Here is a 19,233-nt window from a genome sequence, read left to right on the forward strand (position 1 = left end):
AAGGCGCAGGGGAACAATAATATCCCTGACCAACCTACGAATACGAAGCGATCGCGCTTGAGCCAGTCGTCTAGAACGTCAAACCACCCTCTACTGGGGGCGCGTCCAACTGCGATGGTCATGAGAGCAAATCTCCAAATGTTTATAAGTACAGGTTGTATCTGTATTATAGACGGCTATATAAAAGCCATCCATAAGCAGAAAGTTAACCGGTTGTTAACCAAGTTTACAATTTTTTACGAACCTTTAATCATATTAGGTGTAAATCGCTAATTTTTCTAGGGGATTTGTCATAAAAATTAATTTTTGATCCAGATGAGGTCAAATTAAAGAGGTAAAGGGCAGGGAGGCATACAACTCTTGGAGAGGCTGCGCCAACGACTGCGCCCTTCGGCTACGCTCAGGACAAGCTCAGTAACCAGGGGAGCAGAGGAGAATAACCAATACAACTTTTGGAGAGGCTGCGCCCTAAGCGTAGCTATGCCGCAGGCTTTACGACGCCGCTCCTACCTTGGCTTCGCTACAACTCTTGGAGAGGCTGCGCCAACGACGCCGCTCAGTACAAGTCGGCACAAGTCGGCTACGCCCAACTCTTGGAGAGGCTGCGCCAACGATGCCGCTCAGGGCAAGCTCAGGACAAGCTCAGTACAAGTGCCCAATGCCCATTTCCCTAGAATCACTCAGCTGACGCTAAAATGAGTCCTACAGTTAAATTTGATTATTGCTAAATGTTTACCATCGATTTAAGCATCAGAAACACTGCTTTCCCGATCTCAGTACAACGTAAGTCAGCAGAGGATGCTGAGGCTGTCTATCAGCTAATTTTGGCAGCAATCCGTTCTGGGAACCCTGACATTGTAGAACTCAAGTGCGAGGGCAAGACAGAGAAAAAAATTGCTGTCCGCGCTAGTGAAATTTCTGGGGTGCAGATTGTTCAGAAAGATGGTACAACCCCTGGTGGTGGAAGACCACCTGGCTTTTTCGCTGTAGCTGCTGAGTAACCAAGGTTGACAAATGGCTCAAGTGGGCATTGAGGTCAATGATTTAAATTTCAGTTGGCCTAATGGAGAGAAAGTGATCAAATCTTGCTCTTTAGAAGTACCCAAGGGTGAGTTTTGGATGCTCTTGGGTACAAATGGCAGCGGGAAATCAACGTTACTTAGACTGCTGGCGGGGTTATTAGCTCCTGAGTCTGGGAAAATTCGGGTTTTGCACCCCGTTGGCTTTGTCTTCCAAAATCCAGATCATCAACTGGTGATGCCAACGGTTGGTGCTGATGTGGCTTTTGGATTGGTGGAAGAAAAGTTGCCACCTGCTGCCACCAGAGCAAGGGTTGAGGAGGCGCTAGGGGCGGTGAATTTGCTTGCCTTCCAACGACGCCCTATCTATGCGCTCTCTGGGGGACAAAAACAGCGAGTCGCGATCGCAGGTGCGATCGCCCGTCGCTGCGAAGTCTTACTATTAGATGAACCCACTGCTTTACTAGATCCAGATAGTCAGTTGGATTTAGTTGCTGGTGTCCGCCGTCTGGTCAAAAGTCGAGGTATTACAGCCCTGTGGGTGACACATCGATTAGACGAGTTAAATTACTGTGACGGCGCTTTCTTGCTAGAAGAAGGCTCTCTGGTAGATAAGGGTGAAGCCCAACGCCTCAAACAACGTCTGATGCAGGTACACAGCGAAGCCTCTTAATTAAGTGCCCAGTGAAGTAAAAAGTACTCAGGACTTTTACACCCAGTACATGCTCTGCCTTTTATAGGTGGTCTTTTAACTCAGCACTCTTCATTTTCACCATTACTGAAAAAGAACTGTAACGCGCCTTTTAAACAAAGGCGCGTTTTAAGTTGGTGCGTCTGTCTTAGATTTTAGTTTTGTGAGGCTGCCGTATTTTTTATTTTGTGTAACATAGTGTTACAGACAATGCATCAATTATTATAAAACTTATGAATGAATTTTGTTAACTCTAGAAAATTGTGATTAAAAACCATGCCCCGTTCCTTACTCCAAGCCGTTTTGTTAGTAGACGGCTACAATATAATTGGCGCTTGGCCTTGCCTTAAAAAAACGCGTGATAGTGTTGGACTAGAGGCAGCACGGGGTGAACTTGTGGAAGCGATGACTGGTTATAGTGCGTTTCAAGGTTATGCAACTCAAATAGTTTTTGATGCCCAATATCAGAACTCTTCTAGTAATAAAGAAATTATTACTGAGCTTTTATCTGTTTATTACACTGATTTTGGGCAAACAGCAGATACTTATATTGAAAAATCTTGTGCGTCTATGCGACAGCAAATAGCCCTATCTTTGATTTCTCGTGTGATTGTTGCTACATCAGATCGGGCACAGCAGTTGATGATACAAGGGTATGGGGCTGAATGGTTGTCAGCACAACAACTCTGTGGGGAAGTGGAAGCTACCGTCTGTCGGATGCGACAGAAGTATCATCCGCGCAAACAATCTAAGAGTAGGTTTTTAGCTAATGCCATTGATGCTAAGGCGCGGCAGCGTCTGGTTGAACTACGAATGGGATTACAGTAGATATTAGTATTTAAAAGTCTCTGCTTGAGTTGCTGAATGGATTTTGGCTGCAAAATTCTATAATTAAGCATCGAAAAGAATATTGGCGAAAGTACTTGCCAAATCCTATTTTTAGCCTTACTATTATAAATCGTGGGTGATCCTCAGTAGCTCAGTGGTAGAGCGATCGACTGTTAATCGATTGGTCGCTGGTTCGAATCCAGCCTGGGGAGTTTAGTAATTTTGGATTTTAAATTTTGGATTCTAGATTATCCTTCAATAATCTATGGTCGCTTGATCCAGCTATGACGTTTCTGAATCATGGGTCTTTTGGTGCTTGTCCTAAACAAGTGCTGGCAGTTCAACAAAGACTGCGATCGCAGCTAGAACAAGAACCCTTACGCTTTTTTGGTAGAGAATGGGAACCGTTGCTAGACGATGCCAGAAGTAAGCTGGCGGCGTTTGTGGGTGCTGATGTTCAAGATTTGGTATTTGTCCCCAATGCGACGACTGGTGTTAACTCTGTGTTAAGGTCGCTGAGGTTTTCACCAGAGGACGAAATACTCACAACCAACCACGAATATAATGCTTGCCGCAATGCACTTGATTTTGTTGCCAGTCGCACTGGGGCGCGGGTGGTGGTGGCAAAAATTCCTTTCCCCATTGACTCGCCACAGCAAGTAGTGGCAGCAGTAATTGAGCGAGTTTCACCAAAAACACGATTAGCACTTTTGGATCATGTTACCAGCCAGACAGGGCTAATTTTCCCGATTCAAGAGTTGGTGAAAGAGTTGCAACAACGGGGTGTAGATACATTGGTAGATGGTGCCCATGCGCCTGGAATGATTTCCCTCAATTTGGAAGAAATTGGCGCAACTTATTACACGGGGAATTGTCATAAATGGCTGTGTGCGCCCAAAGGAGCAGCATTTTTGTATGTGCAACGAGATAAACAGTTAGAAATTCGCCCTCTGACAATTAGCCACGGGACAAATTCGCCACGGACTGATAAAACACGCTTTCAGTTGGAATTTGACTGGACAGGTACAAACGATCCTACAGCTTATATGTGTGTACCAGAAGCGATCGCTTTTATGGGTTCGTTGCTACCTGGTGGGTGGAGAGAATTGATGCAGCAAAATCATCACCTAGTGTTGCAGGGAAGACGGCTACTTTGTGAAGCGCTAGAAGTACAGCCGCCTTGTCCAGAGGAGATGATTGGTTCAATGGCGGTTGTGCCATTGCCTACGATGTTGGAAAACCGCGATTTCATGTCTATACATGATGAGTTGTTTGATAAGTTTGGTATTCAAGTGCAATTGCTCCCGTGGCAGGAAAAACCTCGGCTGTTGGTAAGGATTTCGGCGCAGATTTACAATACACCGGAACAGTATGAGTATTTGGCAAAGGTGCTAAAGGGGTTGCTCTCCGGTTAATCTAGCTTAGGAATAAGAATTAAATAACATACAATTTATGTCCCTGGCTTACCTCACCCTCAATCCCTCTCCTTATAAAGGAGAGGGAAGCTAGATACAGGATGAAGTTTTGCATTTTATTTAATTCACCTTCCTTAAGGGAAGTGGCGATCGCATCAACGGTCTGTTCTGCACTTGTAGCAGTGAACATTGGGCCATCTGCCAAATAAATATTTTATCAGATACCAAGTTTAAGACGATAAAGACATTATCGGGCTAGTGCTATTCTTTTAAGTGATTGCACTTAAATGCTGAAACTAGGATAAACGCTTTACATGACTTCTGGAGCGCTGCCTAACAATCCTTTTGTGGCTGCGGGGATGATTGAAGATCCCAGGCTGTTTATCGGTCGTAAAGATGAGTTACACGCGATCGCATCTCGGATGAAGGGCGATCAGCCTACAAGTATAAATATAGTTGGTGACAAGCACATTGGTAAATCTTCGTTGCTGCATTATTTTTTTCGGACTTGGCAGCAGCGAGGATTAGACAACACTAGTCGTTATGTGGTTATTTACCTACCGTTACGGAATGTAGATTGCCAAACTGAAACGGGTTTCTATGAGGCTGTAGCGGAAGGTTTACGGAATCACGTTCAGGGATGGCAACAACGCAGTCTGCAAAATCCTTGGAAGAGTAAACCGCTTAATCGTCAAGCATTTTCAGATGCGGTTAAAGAATGGAAGCAGCAAGGAAAGCTACCCGTCCTCTGTCTGGATGATTTTGAAAGCCTTTTGAAATATCCTGATAAATTCGATAATGGATTTTATGACAATTTGCGATCGCTGATGGATAGCAACGCCTTGATGCTAGTGGTGGCTTCCCGTGCCATATAATATGTTTTGAATTTAACTAATACCAATTCAATTAATGATTGCAACACATCCTTGGGTGAAGACGCGATGAATCGCGTCTCTACAAATGGTCTATTTGTCGCATTCTTTTTTTAAATTGGTATAACTTCTAATTTTTGGTACGTATATACATATCTAGTTTTTAGTACGTATATACACATCTAATATTCAGTGGTTCCTTCATCCATTGAGATGTATTGTGTTTTCGTCTACGATCCCCACAGCGTCAAGCCAGAGGCTTATCACCCCCGTGGTCGGATATGATTGAGTTGTGGTTGTGTATACGCACAAATCCAGAACTTTGAAAAGAATTTACAGAATATGAATTCACTCGAACCAAGCATAAGTACTGATGTCCCTGCATCCGATGTTATGCTCCAGATGATTTCTGGCTTTTGGGTGTCACGGGCAATCCACGCTGCTGCTAAACTTGGTATTGCTGACTACCTCAAGGAACAGCCAAAGACAGTAGAGGAACTAGCTGCAATCACTGATACTCACGTGCCATCTTTGTACAGATTACTGCGTGCGCTTGCTAGTGTGGGTATATTTGCTGAAGATGAGTATCATCGATTTGGCTTAACACCCTTGGCTGCTACGTTACAAACGGATGTTCCTGGTTCAATGCGTTTTTTTGCCATTTCTGAACTGGGACAAGCGCACTACTTAGGCTGGGATAACCTGCTACATAGCATCAAAAGTGGTGAGATTGCGTTTGACCACATCGCTGGAATGAGTGTTTGGGATCATTACCTTAAAAACTCTGAAGCTGGCAAGTTGTTTAACTGCGCCATGACAAGTCTAACAGCTTTTGTTTTGGAAGCAATTATTTGCAGTTATGACTTCTCAGCATTCAACACTGTTGTTGATGTGGGAGGAGGTCAGGGTAGTTTGGTGACTAGTATCCTTAAAGCTTATCCAACTGTTAAAGGCATTGTCTTTGATATACCAACGGTAATAGAAGAAGCAAAATCTCGCCTGCAAGCACAAGGTTTTGTAGACCGCTGTACGGTAGTGTCGGGGAACTTCTTTGAGTCAGTAATAGCAGGTGGTGATGCTTACCTTCTCAAGCACATTATTCATGACTGGGATGAGGAAAAAGCGATCGTTATTCTCAAAAACTGTCATCAGGCAATGTCACAGCATGGTACACTCCTGCTGTTTGAGACAATAATTCCTCCTGGGAATGCATCTTCTTTTAGTAAGTTGTTTGACCTCAATATGCTAGTTATGACTGGTGGACGCGAACGCACAGAGGATGAATATCAAGTGCTACTGCAAAAGGCAGGCTTCCAACTTACCCAAGTTATTCCAACCCTGTCACCAATTAACGTTATTGAGGCGCTAAAAATTTAAAGGATTGGCTGAAAATTTAGCTCAACAAATTATCGAAGCTGCACGGCGATTACCCCGCACAGTAAACTTGCCTTATCCAGATACCAAGAAACTAGCTGAAGATCCATTTCCGGCGCTGCAAACTTGGTTAACAGAAATATAACGCAGCAACTCCGGTAAGCGATTTCTCCTCTGTCTGGATGAATATGAGCGCCTGGATGAAGTAGTGAAAGCAACAAGCAGCTGTGCGCCACTCAACTTTATTCGTAACCTGCTACAACACCAACGCAAGTGGATTCTACTTTTTAGTGGTTCGCGTGAGTTATCTGAACTTGACGATTACTGGAGTGACTATTTAATTAACGCCCGTGCTTTACGAATGACCTACCTGCATGAGTCAGAAGCCCGCGATTTAATTTTACATCCAGTGGAGAACTTCGCCGATATATATGAACCAACTGCTGTAGAAGCAATTATCCAACTGACTCGCTGTCAGCCTTTTCTTGTTCAGTTGGTATGTTACGAGTTGGTGGAGTCGCTAAACGGCGATATTAGAAAAAACCAGGGAAATGCAGATACAGTCAAAGCCACTGCCCAAAATGTCCAAGAGATTATTCCTCAAGTGCTTGCCAGAGGCGTTCAGTATTTTCGAGAATTATGGACGAGTTTAGCAGAGAGCGATCGCTCTCTCCTGCGCCGGATAATCCACGGGGAAACTCCTACACCGCAAGATAAAGGTGTTGTCCGCAAACTAGCGCGAAAAGAAATCTTGACTATGGAAGGCAATACTTTTCAAGTGCCTTTGGTGCAAAAATATGTAGAACAGTTACTAGAAGAAGAATAATATCACATTTAGAAATCCCTAAGCGAAGAATCTACCCACTTTCAAAAACATGGGTGTAAGGGAGAACAAAGTTTTCATTGTTATCGTCGCAACCGACATCGTTACACCGACATCGCTACAAGGATGACAGATGTTGCTACAGGGATGACGGATGTTGCTACAGGGATGACGGATGTTGCTACAGAGATGACGGATGTTGCTACAGGGATGACGGATGTTGCTACAGGGACGACGGATGTTGCTACAGGGATGACTGATGTTGCTACAGGGACGACGGATGTTGCTACAGGGATGACTGATGTTGCTACAGGGATGACAGATGTTGCTACAGGGACGACGGATGTTGCTACCGTCGCGACTTCGTGCTGTAGTAGTTTTTTAAATTCAACTTAACTATGAAATATCACAGCTACTAGAGGCAATAACGCCAAAAGAAAACCATGCCAGGACTGCAATTGAGGTTCTGGGGTTGGTTCTGGTGGCGCTAATAGGGCTTCTATTCTCTGTTCTAAGCGATCGCCTGCACCAGAGGAACCCAATGCAGCACAGCAAATTTCTGATAAAACAGAGCTGCTACTAACTACTAACAAAAGTGATTCCGCTAGCACCAAAGGGTCTACCTGCAAAGCTGCATAACTGTCGGCACGGAGTTCGCGCAAAGCTAACAGTTCTTCCCACAAAGGCTCTGTATTCGGCAACCATGCTGTGCAGGAACGCACCCAACCCAGCCAAAAAAACCAGAATGTATCCCTATAATAGTGATGCCCTTGCTCATGGGCTAAGACGCTTTCTAAATGAGCGGGTGAGAGAGTTTGCAGTAATCCCTGGCTAATCACTAATTCTGGTTGCCAAAAACCAATTTGACCCGCAAACAACGCGCCTGTTTGCAGTAACCTGGCTCGTTTATCCCCCAAATTCACCAGAGGACAGTTACGAGCAGATTCCACAGACTGCCAACCCTGGAAGGCAAGTTTAATACATAAAATGGCAAAAAATGCCATATAAATTAATGCCACTACATAGCTGACGGAGCCTGTGTACATCCCGCCCATTTCTCCTTGGGGCCCCATAAACAGCACAGCGATCGCTGTCATGAAAATTAGCAAGGGGGGGAAGAGGAACAAAAATAGCGATCGCTGCCACCGCAGACTCCAACTACCTTGGTGTTGATTCCAAGAGGATCTTAACCACCAGGCAACTGCCAAAGCATTCAAAATCATTATGAGATGCATCATTTTTCCTCCCTGGCTTGGCGTGCAGATTGAATCCGTTTGGCGATCGCTGCTATTTGCTCACTAGCTGCTTCATCCAGACTATCAGCAAAGGCAGCAACAACATCAGGGTTCCCCACCGCTAGAAATCGCTGTAACTGCTCGTGAGCTTTGATCACATCTGCTTGTTGCTTGCTCAACAATGGTCGCCAATAGAATGCTCGCTCTTTCTTGTCGCACGCCAGCCAACCTTTATCAGTGAGGCGACGTAAGACGGTGGTTACAGAAGTATACGCTAATTCGCGGTTGGGATCAGCCAGAATGCGATCGTGTACATCTTTTACAGTGACTGAACCAAGTTCCCAGATGATATTTAAAATTTCCGCTTCCAACGGGCCTAAAGATAGTTGTTTAGGGCGGTAATCGGGTAAAGGTGCCATAGCGATTTCGATGGGGAGTGGGGAATGGGGAGTTGAAAATGGGGAAGGTGGGCCCCCTCTGGGGATAAGGGGTAATGGGGAATGAGTGAATATCCGTCCCTTTGTGCTGTAATCTTGAAGCTGTAACTTTTTCCCCTTTTAGAAGGTGTGTTCTTGTTTTAGATTACAAGATAGTGCAGCAAGTCTGAAAGTCTAAAAGCATAAAAATGGGCTTTTTGAGTTAGGGATTAGGGACTCTTAAGATTTATTTAAAACCTTGCTCCTAGTGAGCGGATTTCTTGCCTTAATTTTTACGTAATGTAAGAAAAACCCACGAAAAACCTAACCCCCTTCCCGACGCAGGAAGGGGGAAAATTCAAAGTCTCTGACGCCACTTGCTTTATGCCGGGGAACCCGTCCACCGCAGTGGCTTCTCCTTTTACGGAGAGAGAAATAGAAGTAAGGTTTTCCAGATACCGTGAAAAGTCAGATTTCTTCCCTACTCCCCACTCCCATTTATGTATAAAATGTCATACATTGTGCATTTTGATGGTAAAAAATGCTCCAGGAGCAATTGTGACTATAGTTAAGTGACACCAACTAGGTAGAATGTTATTTGCGGCAGTAGTATTAAACCAGGTGTATCCAGCGCGTGAAGTTATTCGTATACCACACTCCTGAATTGACTCCAACGGATGAAGCGCCAGAATGTGCGATCGCAGTCGATGTCTTGCGAGCCACTAGCACAATTGCGACAGTTTTGGCAGCTGGAGGCGAAGCTGTACAAGTATTCAGCGATTTAGATCAGTTAATTGAAGTTAGCGAAAAATGGCCCCCGGAAAAACGGCTGCGGGCTGGAGAACGCGGCGGTGCGAAAGTACCTGGCTTTGAGTTGGGTAACTCTCCCCTCGACTGCACACCAGAATTAGTGCAGGGGCGTCGCTTATTTATCAGTACCACCAATGGCACCCGTGCTTTACAACGGGTGCAAGACTCCCCAAATCTATTAGCAGCAGCCTTGATTAACCGGGCGGCGGTGGTGCAATTTCTCAAAAGAAAACAACCAGAGACAGTCTGGATTGTCGGTTCCGGTTGGGAAGGTAGTTTTTCCTTAGAGGATACTGTTTGTGCAGGTGCGATCGCTCATAGTCTTTTAGAGCAAACCACGTTGTCACTGGAGGAATTAGCTGGTAACGATGAAGTAATTAGTGCGATCGCTCTTTACTCTCAGTGGCAAGATAACTTATTGGGATTACTTCACCAAGCTAGTCACGGTCAACGATTGTTGCGTCTTGACTGTCAAGAAGATTTAAAATATTGTTCCCAAACTGATATTTTAGATGTCTTGCCCATACAACAAGAGACGGGAGTTTTAAAAAGTCAAAAAAGATAGGGAATGGGGACTGCGGGCATGAGGGAGACAAGGGGAATAACCAATGCCCAGTGCCCTATGCCCTATGCCCAATTTTCAAATCTGTGAGCATTTGCCGGAGTCTTTGTCGCCAATGGGAGGGATAAGTCCCTAAAAATATCGAAATTTTCCCACAAGCAAGGACGGAATAGTTTGGGCGACGGGCTGGTGTCGGATATTCGGCGGTTGTAATGGGGACAATACGTTCAACTTTTAAAGGGAAGCCTAGCTGTTGGGCTTCTTCAAAAATGGCAACGGCAAAATCATACCAACTAGCAACGCCGCTATTAGTGTAGTGATAAGTGTCGCTAATTTCTGGGGTTAACTGGGGAATCATCTGGGCTATGACTGTGGCTATATCTTGCGCCCAAGTCGGGCTACCAATTTGATCGGCAACAACACGGAGTTCTTGGCGTTCTGCACCTAGTCGCAGCATAGTTTTGACAAAATTATTTTTGCCAAAGGTTCCATAAACCCAAGCAGTGCGGAGGATGAGGTGATGGGCGCAAGTTTCCCGAATTGCTTCTTCTCCAGCGAGTTTGGTTTTACCATAGATACTCAAGGGATTAGTTGCATCGGTTTCCAGGTAAGGGCGATACCCATTACCATCAAAAACATAATCGGTCGAAATATGAATTAGGAAAGCTCCTAACTTTTGGCTTTCTTGGGCAATAATTAGGGGTGCGATCGCATTAATAGCGGTAGCAAGTTCGGGTTCGCTTTCTGCTTTGTCCACAGCAGTATAAGCAGCAGCGTTTATGATGATTTGCGGTTGGTTGGATCTGATAACGCTGCATAGAGTATCAGGCTGGGCAAGGTCTACTGTTGGGCGTGCCACTGAGATAATATTGCCGGAGGATGAGAGTATTTGTTGCACTTCCTTACCCACTTGACCGTTGCTACCAATCAGCAAAATCGATTTACTCATCCTAATTAGTTCTCGAACCTAACGCAATCATCAAGCTTAATCAAATATTTCAGCAGTTTTAAAAGGTTTCCCGGCTTGGTCTTTAGCTGATAAAATCGGTGGCGCATTCACAGGCCAATCTATAGCTAAATCTGGATCGTTCCATAGGATGGTGCGATCGCCTTGGGGTGCGTAGTAATCTGTAGTTTTGTAGAGAACTTCGGCTATTTCTGAAAGCACGAGAAAGCCGTGAGCAAAGCCTGGTGGTATCCACATTAGGCGTTTGTTTTCAGCACTGAGTTCATAACCTACCCACTTCCCAAAGGTAGCTGAACTTTTTCTAATATCTACGGCTACGTCAAAGATAGTACCGACAACACAACGAATGAGTTTACCTTGGGGTTGTTGGATTTGGTAGTGCAGCCCACGCAGGACGTTTTGCTTAGAGTAAGAGTGGTTATCTTGGACGAAGTTGGCAACAATACCTGTCTGTTGAGCAAATTTTTGGTGGTTGTAGGCTTCAAAAAAGAAACCGCGATCGTCTGCAAATACTTGAGGTTCGAGTTGTATAACTTCGGGAATTTTGGTATGTAAAATGCTCATTAAAATAATTCGTAATTCGTAATGATGCTCGATAGCGCAGTGATAACACTTCTCCTGTTTTTTACAAGTAAATTACGTTAGTTCAATTTTACAGTCATCGCCAATTAGAAATCGCAAGGCTTTGGGGCGACGAGGTGCAAGAGTCAATTGTGCCCGTTGCCCAATCACACTATCAATAATGCGCTGATGAATTCCAGCAATTTTAGCACCTTCTAAAATTACACTGTGTTCTAAATCAGTGTCAATGAGTGTCGCATTATTAGCAATGCTACTATAAGGGCCAATAAAGCAGTTTTCTAAATAACAATTGTTACCAATGATTACTGGTCCCCGAATTGTGCAGTTAATTACTTTAGATTTTGCACCGATTTGGACTCGTCCAATAATCTGACTTTGGGCATCAATTTCGCCAACAACTGATGCTGTCAGATAGGTGTCGAGAATCAATCGGTTAGCTTCTAATAAGTCATCTTTTTTACCAGTATCTAACCACCAGCCTTGGAGATTGTGGGCTACAACTTGCTTTTTCTGATTAATCAGGTATTGAATTGCATCAGTGATTTCTAGTTCGCCTCTGGTGGAAGGTTGGATATTTGCGATCGCATCATAGATGAGGTGAGAAAAGAAATAAACCCCTACCAATGCCAGATTTGAGGGAGGAACTTTGGGTTTTTCAATTAACTGTAATACCCGTCCTGTATCATCTACCTGAGCCACACCAAAGGCGCTAGGATTGGCAACTGAACGCAAGAGAATCAAAGCATCTGGCTGTTGTTGGCTAAATTGTTGCAGAAAGTAACTTAACTCACCCAGTTGAATCAGGTTATCGCCTAAGTACATAACAAAGGGAGAATCACCTAAAAACGGACGGGCGATTTGGACGGCGTGAGCAAGTCCAAGTGGCTGGTCTTGTACAATGTAGGTGATGTTCGCTCCAAAGTATTCTCCATTCCCGGTTTTCGCTTGGACTTCTGCTCCAGTTTCCGGGCTGATAATGATACCAATATCAGTAATACCAGCAGCGACCATCTCTTCAATGCCATACCATAAAACAGGTTTATTAGCAACTGGTACGAGTTGTTTTGCTCCGCTGTAGGTGAGGGGACGTAGGCGTGTACCTTTACCACCAGAGAGAATTAGTGCTTTCATCAGGATTGAGGATTAGTTGTAAGTCATTAGTCAAGATAATCTGAAATCTGGACAAAATCCCAAATCCTTGCATCCAATTTTGGCGTTAGTTTATCTTTTATAAGTAACGGGATAAAACTTCGACGGTTGCTTTTCCTGTTTTTTCCCAACTAAATTGTTGAGAGTGAGTGATCCCTTGGCTAGAAAGGCGCGATCGCAACTCCAAATCAGTTGCAATAGCCTGCATCGCCTCTGTAATTTCTTCGGTGTTGTAGGGATTGATCAGAATCGCCGCATCGCCAGCTACTTCTGGTAAGGAGGAGAGATTAGAGGTAATGACGGGAGTACCACAAGCCATTGCTTCGAGAACAGGTAAACCAAAACCTTCCCAGAGACTGGGGAAAACCAGAGCGATCGCTTCATTGATAATTTTTGGTAATTCGCTGTAAGGAACATAGTCTAGAAATTTCACTTGATTAGTTATACCTAGTTCTGCAACTTGCGCTGTTAAGGTTGAGGTATAACGGCGATCGCTTGGCCCTACTAACCACAATTCATAATCCTTGCTATTAGGTAACGCAGCAAAAGCAGTGATCAGTCGCTGTATATTTTTGTATGGGTCTTGGCGACCAATGTAGAGAAAGTAGTTGCGCTTAGGGAGGTTCAGGGGGCAAAAGTGAGTGCGATCGTAGGCAAGGGGGATGGAGGTAATTTTGTTTGCAGGAATTCCGTAAAAGTTGGTGATATCCTGAGCCGTAGTCTGGGAGATGCAAATAATGTGTTGTGCTTGCTTAAGAACTTGGGGAGTGTAGTAGCGGTGGTAGGGTGTGAGTGGTGAAAAGCGTTTAGGAAAGCGCAACGGTATCATGTCAAAAGACGTGACGACAAAACGACAGTTGCTATAAAGGGGTGCTTCCGGCAGCGGAGAGAATAAAAGACTCGATTTGAGGTTTTTATATATTTGCGGGAGTTGAAATTGTGTCCAAAGCAGGCGGTTAAAATGACCTTTTGTGCCGTGGTCTGGGGTTAAGTTTGACGGGATTGGATAGCAGTCAAAATCGGGATATTTTCGCGCTACTAATAGAGTGGGTTGGAAAGGTTTTAAATAAGGAAAAAGGTTTTGAGCATAGTTACCTATACCTGTTGGTTGAGACAATAGAATAGATAAGTTAATAATTAATTGTTTGGCAGAGGTATTATCCACTATTGTCATTAAAGAATGGTTCTATAAGCGTTTAATGTTTCTTGTGCCGTTCTTTCCCAGGAAAATAATTTTGCTCTGGCTTTCCCTTTATTAATTAATTCTTGGCGTAACTGGGAATCACTGACTACTTTCAGTATGGCTTCCGCTAGTTGGATAGGGTTATTAGGGTCAATTAGAATAGCTGCATCTCCTGTAACTTCTGGAATAGAGGAAGTATTGGAACTGATCACAGCAGCACCGAGAGTCATTGCTTCCAATACGGGTAAACCGAACCCTTCATAGTGAGATGGATATACGAAGACATCGGCTTTTGAGTAAAATAATGCAACTAATTCATTAGATAGGTAATTAAGATGATGAATTTGGTTTGCCCAAGGTGAATTCTCAATAGCTGCAAATACTGGCTCATAATTCCATCCTTTCTTACCAATCAATATTAATTGGTGTGGAATTTTATATTGCTCTTTTAAAAAATTAAATGCCGAAATTATTGTATTAATATTTTTTCTTGGTTCTATTGTACTAATAAAAAGTAAATATGGTTGAGAAAAATCATAGTTAACTTGTTTTTCTAGCTCCTCAGTAGTTTGTGCAGATAAGTAATCAGGATAGTAGCGACTAGCTAGAGGGGTGACATAGACTTTTTTTGGGTCTACCTGCAAATGCTCAACAATGTCTTTTTTAGAACTTTCTGAAATTGTTAAAACTAAGTCTGTCCACTGCAAGCAGCGTCTAACTTTTTTTGTATACTTTTTGACAACTGAATCTATATAGTTAGGATATTTAATAAAAGTTAGATCATATATATTCATTACCTTTAGACTTTTTGTACATGGATACACTGAATAGTTAGTGCCATGAACTATGTCTGGGAAACCTAAATATTTTTCAAAGTAAGATAAACTAGGTCTAAAGGCTAAAGCTAATAATAAATCTGAAATTCTTACAGGTAAAGGCAGAAGATGCCGTTGAGAATAATGTTTCAGAGATTCAGGAAAACTGAAGTCACCCCGAAGCCACTTTTTTAAACCTGGTTGATAGACTACTCCTAACTGAAAATTTTCCTCTTTTTGTAGTGCATCAAGAGCGCATATTAAATTAGCAACATAAAAGCCAACCCCACTTGGTTTTGGCTCCACTGGGGTGGCATCAACTACAATTTTTAGCATCAGAATATTTAAGCTTTGCCGTTACTCAATTTTTTTAGATCATAATCAACCATTAACTCGACCAATTGTTCAAAGGAATGCTCCGGCTGCCAACCTAACTCAGTCTTAATTTTATCAATGGAACCAATTAACTGTACTGGTTCATCAGGGCGATAAAATGCGGGGTCAATTGAGACATAATCTTGCCAGTTTAGACCAACGCTTTTGAAAGCACACTCAACAAGTTCTTTGACAGAGTGAGTTTCACCGCTGGCGATAATATAGTCATAGGGTTTTTCTTGCTGCAACATCAGCCACATAGCGTAAACAGCATCCTTGGCGTAACACCAGTCACGACGAGCATCTAGGTTGCCTAATTTTAGTTCATTTGCCAGACCCAGTTTAATTTGAGCAGCTGTGTGTGTAATTTTGCGAAATACAAATTCTGTACCGCGTCGAGGAGATTCGTGAGTGTAGGTAATACCGCAGCAGGTATAGAGATTGTATTTTTGCCGATAGTTAATGCTCATCCAGTGGGCGTAAGCTTTGGCAACACCGTAGGGGTTACGAGGACGGAAGGCGGTGCGTTCAGTTTGGGGCGATTCGTCAGGTTGACCAAAAACTTCACTACTGGATGCTTGGTAAAATCTGGCATCAGGTTTGCAGCGACGGATGGATTCTAAGAGACGGGAGACACCAAGGGCGGTGTATTCAGCAGTAAGGGCTGGTTGAGTCCAAGAAAGAGGGACGTAGCTTTGAGAAGCAAGGTTATAGATTTCATCAGGTTGTGATTCTGCAATTACATCCATCAAGGAAGATTGATCCAGAAGGTCACCAGATACAATTTGAATATTGCCTGAAAGGTGAGTAATCCGCTCTAGGTTACTGGTGCTGGAACGGCGGACTAAGCCGTATACTTGGTATCTTTTTTCTAGGAGTAGTTCAGCGAGGTAGGAGCCATCTTGTCCAGTTAGTCCCGTGATTAGAGCTTTTTTCATCATAGATTTTGAATAAATCACAGTAATTAAAAAATTTAGTTAAGTGACATAAAATTTTTAAATTATCTAAAAATCGGGTATATATCTGTAGAAAAAATTATGGTCATACATAAATTCACCCTTCTAAAAGCTGAGTATAATTCCTGTAAATTTCCTAAATCAAAGTTTATATTAATTTAAACAACAAGCTAAAAAATCAAATAGTACTAAAAATAGGGTGAATAAATAATTGGGAGACTATCTACATATAAAGGTTAACTAAAGTTTTCTTTCTCGTATATTTCTAAATGTTTTTTAGCAATATTAAGCCATTGGTTGGCTTCACAGTAAATTAAGCCGTTAGCAACTAACTGCTGATTTAGCTCACTAGATAAAGTTAAATTTTGAATTGTATAAGCTAATTCTCCAGCACCACCTGGTGTAAACAAATGTAGACAGTTAGCTTCCTCATTCAATTCTTCAAAAGAGGCAATTTTACTAGCGATAACAGGTTTGCCTGATGATAAAGCCCAAGTTAGAGCAGCTGAGGACGACAATACTGTATTAGGTTCATATGGAGCCAGGCAAAAATCAGTTATATTATAATAACTACGCAAATCTTCAAATTCTAAATATCCTGTTAGCTTTATACGGCTACTCATTCTTTGGTATCTATTAATAAATTTAACTATTCCATCCAGAGCAAGATCAGTAGAATTGGGGTGAGAAGTTCCTGTAATTACCAAGTAATAATTTTTTGGCAAAGTTTTTAGTGCATCTAATGCTGTTTTATAACCTTTATAAGTAGATATAAATCCAAACATTGAAAGAATAATAGCGTCATCAGGAAACCCTAATTTCTTTTTTAAAGCAATTTTATCCAGATCGTTTATCTTATATAGATTATGTGAAAATGGAACTCCCTGCTTAATAATGTGAACGGAGTTTTTTGCAAAGCCACTATCTATGAAAATTCGACGCGTTTTTTTAGTGTGAACAATGGCATTTAGTTTATTTTTAAAATTAAATAAAGAAGATATGTAATATTTCCACTGTAATCTCTTAAGAATTTTCTTGCCAAAACCAGCTAAACTAGGATAAGATTCTAGTAAAAAATTTGGTTCTGAATGAAACGTAACAAATACTTTTTTATTTAGATTTAGTATTTCTTTCAAAAAACTATGAAAATTAGTAATTGAGCCATTCAAACCATAAGAACCAGCGAAGAAACTAAATTCATGTTGAATATGAATGATATCATAGTCAATTAATTGCCTACTATAGGATTGGAAATATTCTTTAATTTCATCTTTAGTCATGTACTTCAGTTTTTGTTCTTCAATTGGTATTATTGTACAGGTAATACCATTCTCTAAAATTCCATTAACTAACCCTTTAGTATACCCAGCAATACCACAAGGAACATTCCAAGTGCTAATTTGAGCAATTTTCATTTGTTTATCTCCTTTAATTTCAAGACGCAGATAATAAATTTTATTTCATAAATAAAACATTCAATTTTTAACATAACTTAGATAGTTGTCAACATCGGGATTATTAATATTTAAATTTTAGCTTAGATTTGATTCAAATTAATTCAAATAAAGTTTGATAGCATCATATCCATTTCCAATAAATTTAATTACCCCTTTATCTAACCAAATAACTTTTTTACAACCCTGCTCTATAAAATTTAAATCGTGGGATACTACCAATACAGTTGCATTTGCATTCCAAAGATTTTCTATTCTTCGCTTACATTTATTTTTAAAACTTTCATCTCCAACTGATAGTACTTCATCCAAAATCAAAATGTCTGGCTGTACATCAGTAGCAATAGCAAAGCCTAATCGTGCTACCATCCCTGAAGATAAACCCTTCACGGGAACTAATGCATAATCATGCAGTTCTGCAAACTCTAAAATAGAATATACTCTTTCTCTCATTTCTGCCCTAGAAAACCCCAGCAGCACTCCATAAAGCATAATATTGTCCATTACAGAAATTTCTGGATCAAATCCTGCTCCTAGCTCAATCAACGGTGCAATTTTGCCGCGAACTCTTGCTAATCCACTAGTTGGCTGAAGAATCCCTGAAATTATTTTCAATAACGTTGATTTCCCAGAACCATTTGCTCCAATAATACCTATTTTTTCTCCTCTTTCAACTACCAAATCAATCTTATCTAGGACTATTTTTTTTACAGGTTTGTGATATTTTCCCTCTAAAACAGATAGTAATGTTTTTTTGAGGTCATAAGAAAACTCTTCTTGAGTTCGTCGCCACAGCGAAACTTTGTCCAGACGAATTATTTCCATTTACAGTAAATCCATGAATTGATGTCGCCACAATTGAAAACAAGTCCATCCGATTGACAAAATAATAATGCCACTGAGCAAGGCACCCAAAATTAAACTCAAGTCCGGTGGCGCTCCTGATAATGTAATCTGACGCAGACTTTCAATAATGGGTGCTAATGGGTTTAACCTTAAAAACGGCTTTACCTGGGGTGGAACAATAGCAGATGGATAAAATACAGGACTACCAATCCAAATCATAAATGCAACTAACTCATAGAAATAAGGTAAATCTCTAAAAAACACATATAAAGCGCTCATTAGAAATCCGACTCCCATAGAAACTAAAACTAACGCCAGAAAGGGAAAAAATAGCGCTAGCAAATTCACTAAACTCTTAGTATTAACCAAAGTCATTACTGCCAGTAACGGTAATGTCCCAACCGCAAACTGAAATACATTTGCTGCAATCATTGACACTGGAAAAATACTTACTGGCAAACGAATCTTGTTTAATAGTGAGCCATTTGCCACCACACTACTTAAAGCTTGGGACGTAGAAGCTGAGAAAAAATTGATTACTACCAGTCCCGTTAACGCTGCCAACATGTAATTCAGTATGGAATTGTTGTAATATGATGCAAAGGTAGCCCCAAAAATCGCGGTATACAGACCTGTCATGATCACTGGGTTTAACAGTGACCAATATACACCTAAAAACGACCCCCGATAACGTACTTTGAGATTCCGCGATACCAAAACGTGCAGTAATTCCCAATAACGCTGCACTTGTAACCAAGTTGAATTACTTTTAAGCGAAAGTCTCATCTTCAAAAACCACCACACACAACAGGCAAGTTATTCGCGCATTCTATACTATTGGAGCGCACTTCGACATATTAG

At 41.9% G+C, this 19,233-nt stretch carries 22 protein-coding genes, 1 tRNA gene and 1 pseudogene; 11 read left to right on the top strand and 13 right to left on the bottom strand.

What is annotated here, in order from left to right; translation table 11 throughout:
- Positions 1 to 122, bottom strand: a pseudogene (locus V7K49_RS28215) (photosystem II D2 protein (photosystem q(a) protein)); the annotation flags it as partial.
- Between the two features lie 606 nt (positions 123 to 728).
- Between V7K49_RS28215 and V7K49_RS28220 the strand changes: the two are divergent.
- The 5 genes from V7K49_RS28220 to V7K49_RS28240 all read left to right on the top strand — a co-directional run bounded on the left by V7K49_RS28220 (position 729) and on the right by V7K49_RS28240 (position 3,953).
- Positions 729 to 1,001, top strand: coding sequence for a hypothetical protein (locus tag V7K49_RS28220; protein ID WP_012410874.1), 273 nt, complete (start codon positions 729 to 731; stop codon positions 999 to 1,001).
- Between the two features lie 13 nt (positions 1,002 to 1,014).
- On the top strand, positions 1,015 to 1,692 hold the full coding sequence (locus V7K49_RS28225; protein WP_334872181.1) for an ABC transporter ATP-binding protein: 678 nt from the start codon (positions 1,015 to 1,017) through the stop codon (positions 1,690 to 1,692).
- A gap of 294 nt (positions 1,693 to 1,986) precedes the next feature.
- Positions 1,987 to 2,538, top strand: a complete 552-nt coding sequence (locus tag V7K49_RS28230; protein ID WP_334872183.1) for an NYN domain-containing protein — start codon at positions 1,987 to 1,989, stop codon at positions 2,536 to 2,538.
- 140 nt (positions 2,539 to 2,678) lie between these two features.
- Positions 2,679 to 2,750: transfer RNA gene (locus V7K49_RS28235), tRNA-Asn, on the top strand.
- A gap of 72 nt (positions 2,751 to 2,822) precedes the next feature.
- Entirely contained in the window at positions 2,823 to 3,953 is a 1,131-nt protein-coding gene (locus V7K49_RS28240; protein ID WP_335208774.1) for an aminotransferase class V-fold PLP-dependent enzyme, read from the top strand.
- 19 nt (positions 3,954 to 3,972) lie between these two features.
- Here the strand turns inward: V7K49_RS28240 and V7K49_RS28245 are convergent, their stop codons facing one another.
- Positions 3,973 to 4,143, bottom strand: a complete 171-nt coding sequence (locus V7K49_RS28245) for a hypothetical protein (protein WP_334872187.1) — start codon at positions 4,141 to 4,143, stop codon at positions 3,973 to 3,975.
- A gap of 124 nt (positions 4,144 to 4,267) precedes the next feature.
- Here V7K49_RS28245 and V7K49_RS28250 point away from each other — a divergent pair, with 124 nt between their 5' ends.
- From V7K49_RS28250 to V7K49_RS28270, 5 genes are all read left to right on the top strand, one after another.
- Entirely contained in the window at positions 4,268 to 4,828 is a 561-nt protein-coding gene (locus tag V7K49_RS28250) for an ATP-binding protein (RefSeq protein ID WP_335208578.1), read from the top strand.
- Between the two features lie 339 nt (positions 4,829 to 5,167).
- Positions 5,168 to 6,202, top strand: a complete 1,035-nt coding sequence (locus tag V7K49_RS28255; protein WP_335208580.1) for a methyltransferase — start codon at positions 5,168 to 5,170, stop codon at positions 6,200 to 6,202.
- A 4-nt stretch (positions 6,203 to 6,206) separates the two neighbouring features.
- Complete coding sequence (locus V7K49_RS28260) at positions 6,207 to 6,344, top strand: hypothetical protein (protein ID WP_335208581.1); 138 nt, start codon at positions 6,207 to 6,209, stop codon at positions 6,342 to 6,344.
- 63 nt (positions 6,345 to 6,407) lie between these two features.
- Positions 6,408 to 7,025, top strand: coding sequence for a hypothetical protein (locus tag V7K49_RS28265; RefSeq protein ID WP_335208582.1), 618 nt, complete (start codon positions 6,408 to 6,410; stop codon positions 7,023 to 7,025).
- A 123-nt stretch (positions 7,026 to 7,148) separates the two neighbouring features.
- Positions 7,149 to 7,418 carry a hypothetical protein gene (locus V7K49_RS28270; RefSeq protein WP_335208583.1) on the top strand — a complete coding sequence of 90 codons (270 nt, stop codon included), beginning with the start codon at positions 7,149 to 7,151 and terminating at the stop codon, positions 7,416 to 7,418.
- Here the strand turns inward: V7K49_RS28270 and V7K49_RS28275 are convergent.
- Together V7K49_RS28275 and V7K49_RS28280 are read right to left on the bottom strand one after the other, a co-directional pair.
- Positions 7,415 to 8,257 carry a M56 family metallopeptidase gene (locus tag V7K49_RS28275; protein ID WP_335208775.1) on the bottom strand — a complete coding sequence of 281 codons (843 nt, stop codon included), beginning with the start codon at positions 8,255 to 8,257 and terminating at the stop codon, positions 7,415 to 7,417. The two genes, V7K49_RS28270 and V7K49_RS28275, sit on opposite strands and share 4 nt — an antisense overlap.
- Complete coding sequence (locus tag V7K49_RS28280; RefSeq protein WP_334872196.1) at positions 8,257 to 8,676, bottom strand: BlaI/MecI/CopY family transcriptional regulator; 420 nt, start codon at positions 8,674 to 8,676, stop codon at positions 8,257 to 8,259. Before V7K49_RS28280 ends, V7K49_RS28275 begins: the two co-directional genes overlap by 1 nt.
- A 631-nt stretch (positions 8,677 to 9,307) precedes the next feature.
- On the opposite strand from V7K49_RS28280, the gene V7K49_RS28285 reads away from it, so the two are divergent.
- The gene (locus V7K49_RS28285; protein ID WP_334872197.1) at positions 9,308 to 10,048 is read left to right on the top strand and encodes a 2-phosphosulfolactate phosphatase family protein; all 741 of its coding nucleotides are present in this window, start codon (positions 9,308 to 9,310) and stop codon (positions 10,046 to 10,048) included.
- Positions 10,049 to 10,103: 55 nt separating this feature from the next.
- Here the strand turns inward: V7K49_RS28285 and rfbD are convergent, their stop codons facing one another.
- The 9 genes from rfbD to V7K49_RS28330 form a co-directional block, all read right to left on the bottom strand.
- Positions 10,104 to 10,994 carry a dTDP-4-dehydrorhamnose reductase gene (rfbD, locus tag V7K49_RS28290; protein WP_335208585.1) on the bottom strand — a complete coding sequence of 297 codons (891 nt, stop codon included), beginning with the start codon at positions 10,992 to 10,994 and terminating at the stop codon, positions 10,104 to 10,106.
- Between the two features lie 36 nt (positions 10,995 to 11,030).
- Positions 11,031 to 11,576 (bottom strand): dTDP-4-dehydrorhamnose 3,5-epimerase, encoded by a 546-nt coding sequence (gene rfbC, locus V7K49_RS28295; RefSeq protein WP_335066050.1) that lies wholly within the window; start codon positions 11,574 to 11,576, stop codon positions 11,031 to 11,033.
- 72 nt (positions 11,577 to 11,648) lie between these two features.
- Positions 11,649 to 12,725, bottom strand: coding sequence for a glucose-1-phosphate thymidylyltransferase (locus V7K49_RS28300; RefSeq protein ID WP_334872202.1), 1,077 nt, complete (start codon positions 12,723 to 12,725; stop codon positions 11,649 to 11,651).
- Between the two features lie 97 nt (positions 12,726 to 12,822).
- Positions 12,823 to 13,917: a glycosyltransferase family 4 protein gene (locus V7K49_RS28305; RefSeq protein ID WP_335208587.1), complete on the bottom strand. Its 1,095-nt coding sequence runs from the start codon at positions 13,915 to 13,917 to the stop codon at positions 12,823 to 12,825.
- Complete coding sequence (locus V7K49_RS28310; RefSeq protein ID WP_335208589.1) at positions 13,917 to 15,077, bottom strand: glycosyltransferase family 4 protein; 1,161 nt, start codon at positions 15,075 to 15,077, stop codon at positions 13,917 to 13,919. The genes V7K49_RS28305 and V7K49_RS28310 overlap by 1 nt, the downstream gene beginning before the upstream one ends.
- A gap of 8 nt (positions 15,078 to 15,085) precedes the next feature.
- Positions 15,086 to 16,057: a GDP-mannose 4,6-dehydratase gene (locus V7K49_RS28315; RefSeq protein WP_335208590.1), complete on the bottom strand. Its 972-nt coding sequence runs from the start codon at positions 16,055 to 16,057 to the stop codon at positions 15,086 to 15,088.
- Between the two features lie 251 nt (positions 16,058 to 16,308).
- On the bottom strand, positions 16,309 to 17,487 hold the full coding sequence (locus V7K49_RS28320; protein WP_335208591.1) for a glycosyltransferase: 1,179 nt from the start codon (positions 17,485 to 17,487) through the stop codon (positions 16,309 to 16,311).
- A 138-nt stretch (positions 17,488 to 17,625) separates the two neighbouring features.
- Complete coding sequence (locus tag V7K49_RS28325) at positions 17,626 to 18,351, bottom strand: ABC transporter ATP-binding protein (protein WP_334872211.1); 726 nt, start codon at positions 18,349 to 18,351, stop codon at positions 17,626 to 17,628.
- Entirely contained in the window at positions 18,352 to 19,158 is an 807-nt protein-coding gene (locus tag V7K49_RS28330; protein ID WP_334872213.1) for an ABC transporter permease, read from the bottom strand.
- Positions 19,159 to 19,233: the final 75 nt, after the last annotated feature.

The organism is Nostoc sp., from assembly GCF_036919675.1.
GTDB lineage: Bacteria > Cyanobacteriota > Cyanobacteriia > Cyanobacteriales > Nostocaceae > Nostoc.

Coding starts and splice junctions, on each gene's coding strand:
- V7K49_RS28220 (WP_012410874.1), top strand. CDS start 729: ATGTTTACCATCGATTTAAGCATCAGAAACACTGCTTTCCCGATCTCA.
- V7K49_RS28315 (WP_335208590.1), bottom strand. CDS start 16,057: ATGATGAAAAAAGCTCTAATCACGGGACTAACTGGACAAGATGGCTCC.
- V7K49_RS28305 (WP_335208587.1), bottom strand. CDS start 13,917: ATGACAATAGTGGATAATACCTCTGCCAAACAATTAATTATTAACTTA.
- V7K49_RS28310 (WP_335208589.1), bottom strand. CDS start 15,077: ATGCTAAAAATTGTAGTTGATGCCACCCCAGTGGAGCCAAAACCAAGT.
- V7K49_RS28250 (WP_335208578.1), top strand. CDS start 4,268: ATGACTTCTGGAGCGCTGCCTAACAATCCTTTTGTGGCTGCGGGGATG.
- rfbC (WP_335066050.1), bottom strand. CDS start 11,576: ATGAGCATTTTACATACCAAAATTCCCGAAGTTATACAACTCGAACCT.
- V7K49_RS28275 (WP_335208775.1), bottom strand. CDS start 8,257: ATGCATCTCATAATGATTTTGAATGCTTTGGCAGTTGCCTGGTGGTTA.
- V7K49_RS28280 (WP_334872196.1), bottom strand. CDS start 8,676: ATGGCACCTTTACCCGATTACCGCCCTAAACAACTATCTTTAGGCCCG.
- V7K49_RS28330 (WP_334872213.1), bottom strand. CDS start 19,158: ATGAGACTTTCGCTTAAAAGTAATTCAACTTGGTTACAAGTGCAGCGT.
- V7K49_RS28270 (WP_335208583.1), top strand. CDS start 7,149: ATGACAGATGTTGCTACAGGGATGACGGATGTTGCTACAGGGATGACG.
- V7K49_RS28300 (WP_334872202.1), bottom strand. CDS start 12,725: ATGAAAGCACTAATTCTCTCTGGTGGTAAAGGTACACGCCTACGTCCC.
- V7K49_RS28255 (WP_335208580.1), top strand. CDS start 5,168: ATGAATTCACTCGAACCAAGCATAAGTACTGATGTCCCTGCATCCGAT.
- V7K49_RS28325 (WP_334872211.1), bottom strand. CDS start 18,351: ATGGAAATAATTCGTCTGGACAAAGTTTCGCTGTGGCGACGAACTCAA.
- V7K49_RS28225 (WP_334872181.1), top strand. CDS start 1,015: ATGGCTCAAGTGGGCATTGAGGTCAATGATTTAAATTTCAGTTGGCCT.
- V7K49_RS28245 (WP_334872187.1), bottom strand. CDS start 4,143: ATGTTCACTGCTACAAGTGCAGAACAGACCGTTGATGCGATCGCCACT.
- V7K49_RS28240 (WP_335208774.1), top strand. CDS start 2,823: ATGACGTTTCTGAATCATGGGTCTTTTGGTGCTTGTCCTAAACAAGTG.
- rfbD (WP_335208585.1), bottom strand. CDS start 10,994: ATGAGTAAATCGATTTTGCTGATTGGTAGCAACGGTCAAGTGGGTAAG.
- V7K49_RS28230 (WP_334872183.1), top strand. CDS start 1,987: ATGCCCCGTTCCTTACTCCAAGCCGTTTTGTTAGTAGACGGCTACAAT.
- V7K49_RS28320 (WP_335208591.1), bottom strand. CDS start 17,487: ATGAAAATTGCTCAAATTAGCACTTGGAATGTTCCTTGTGGTATTGCT.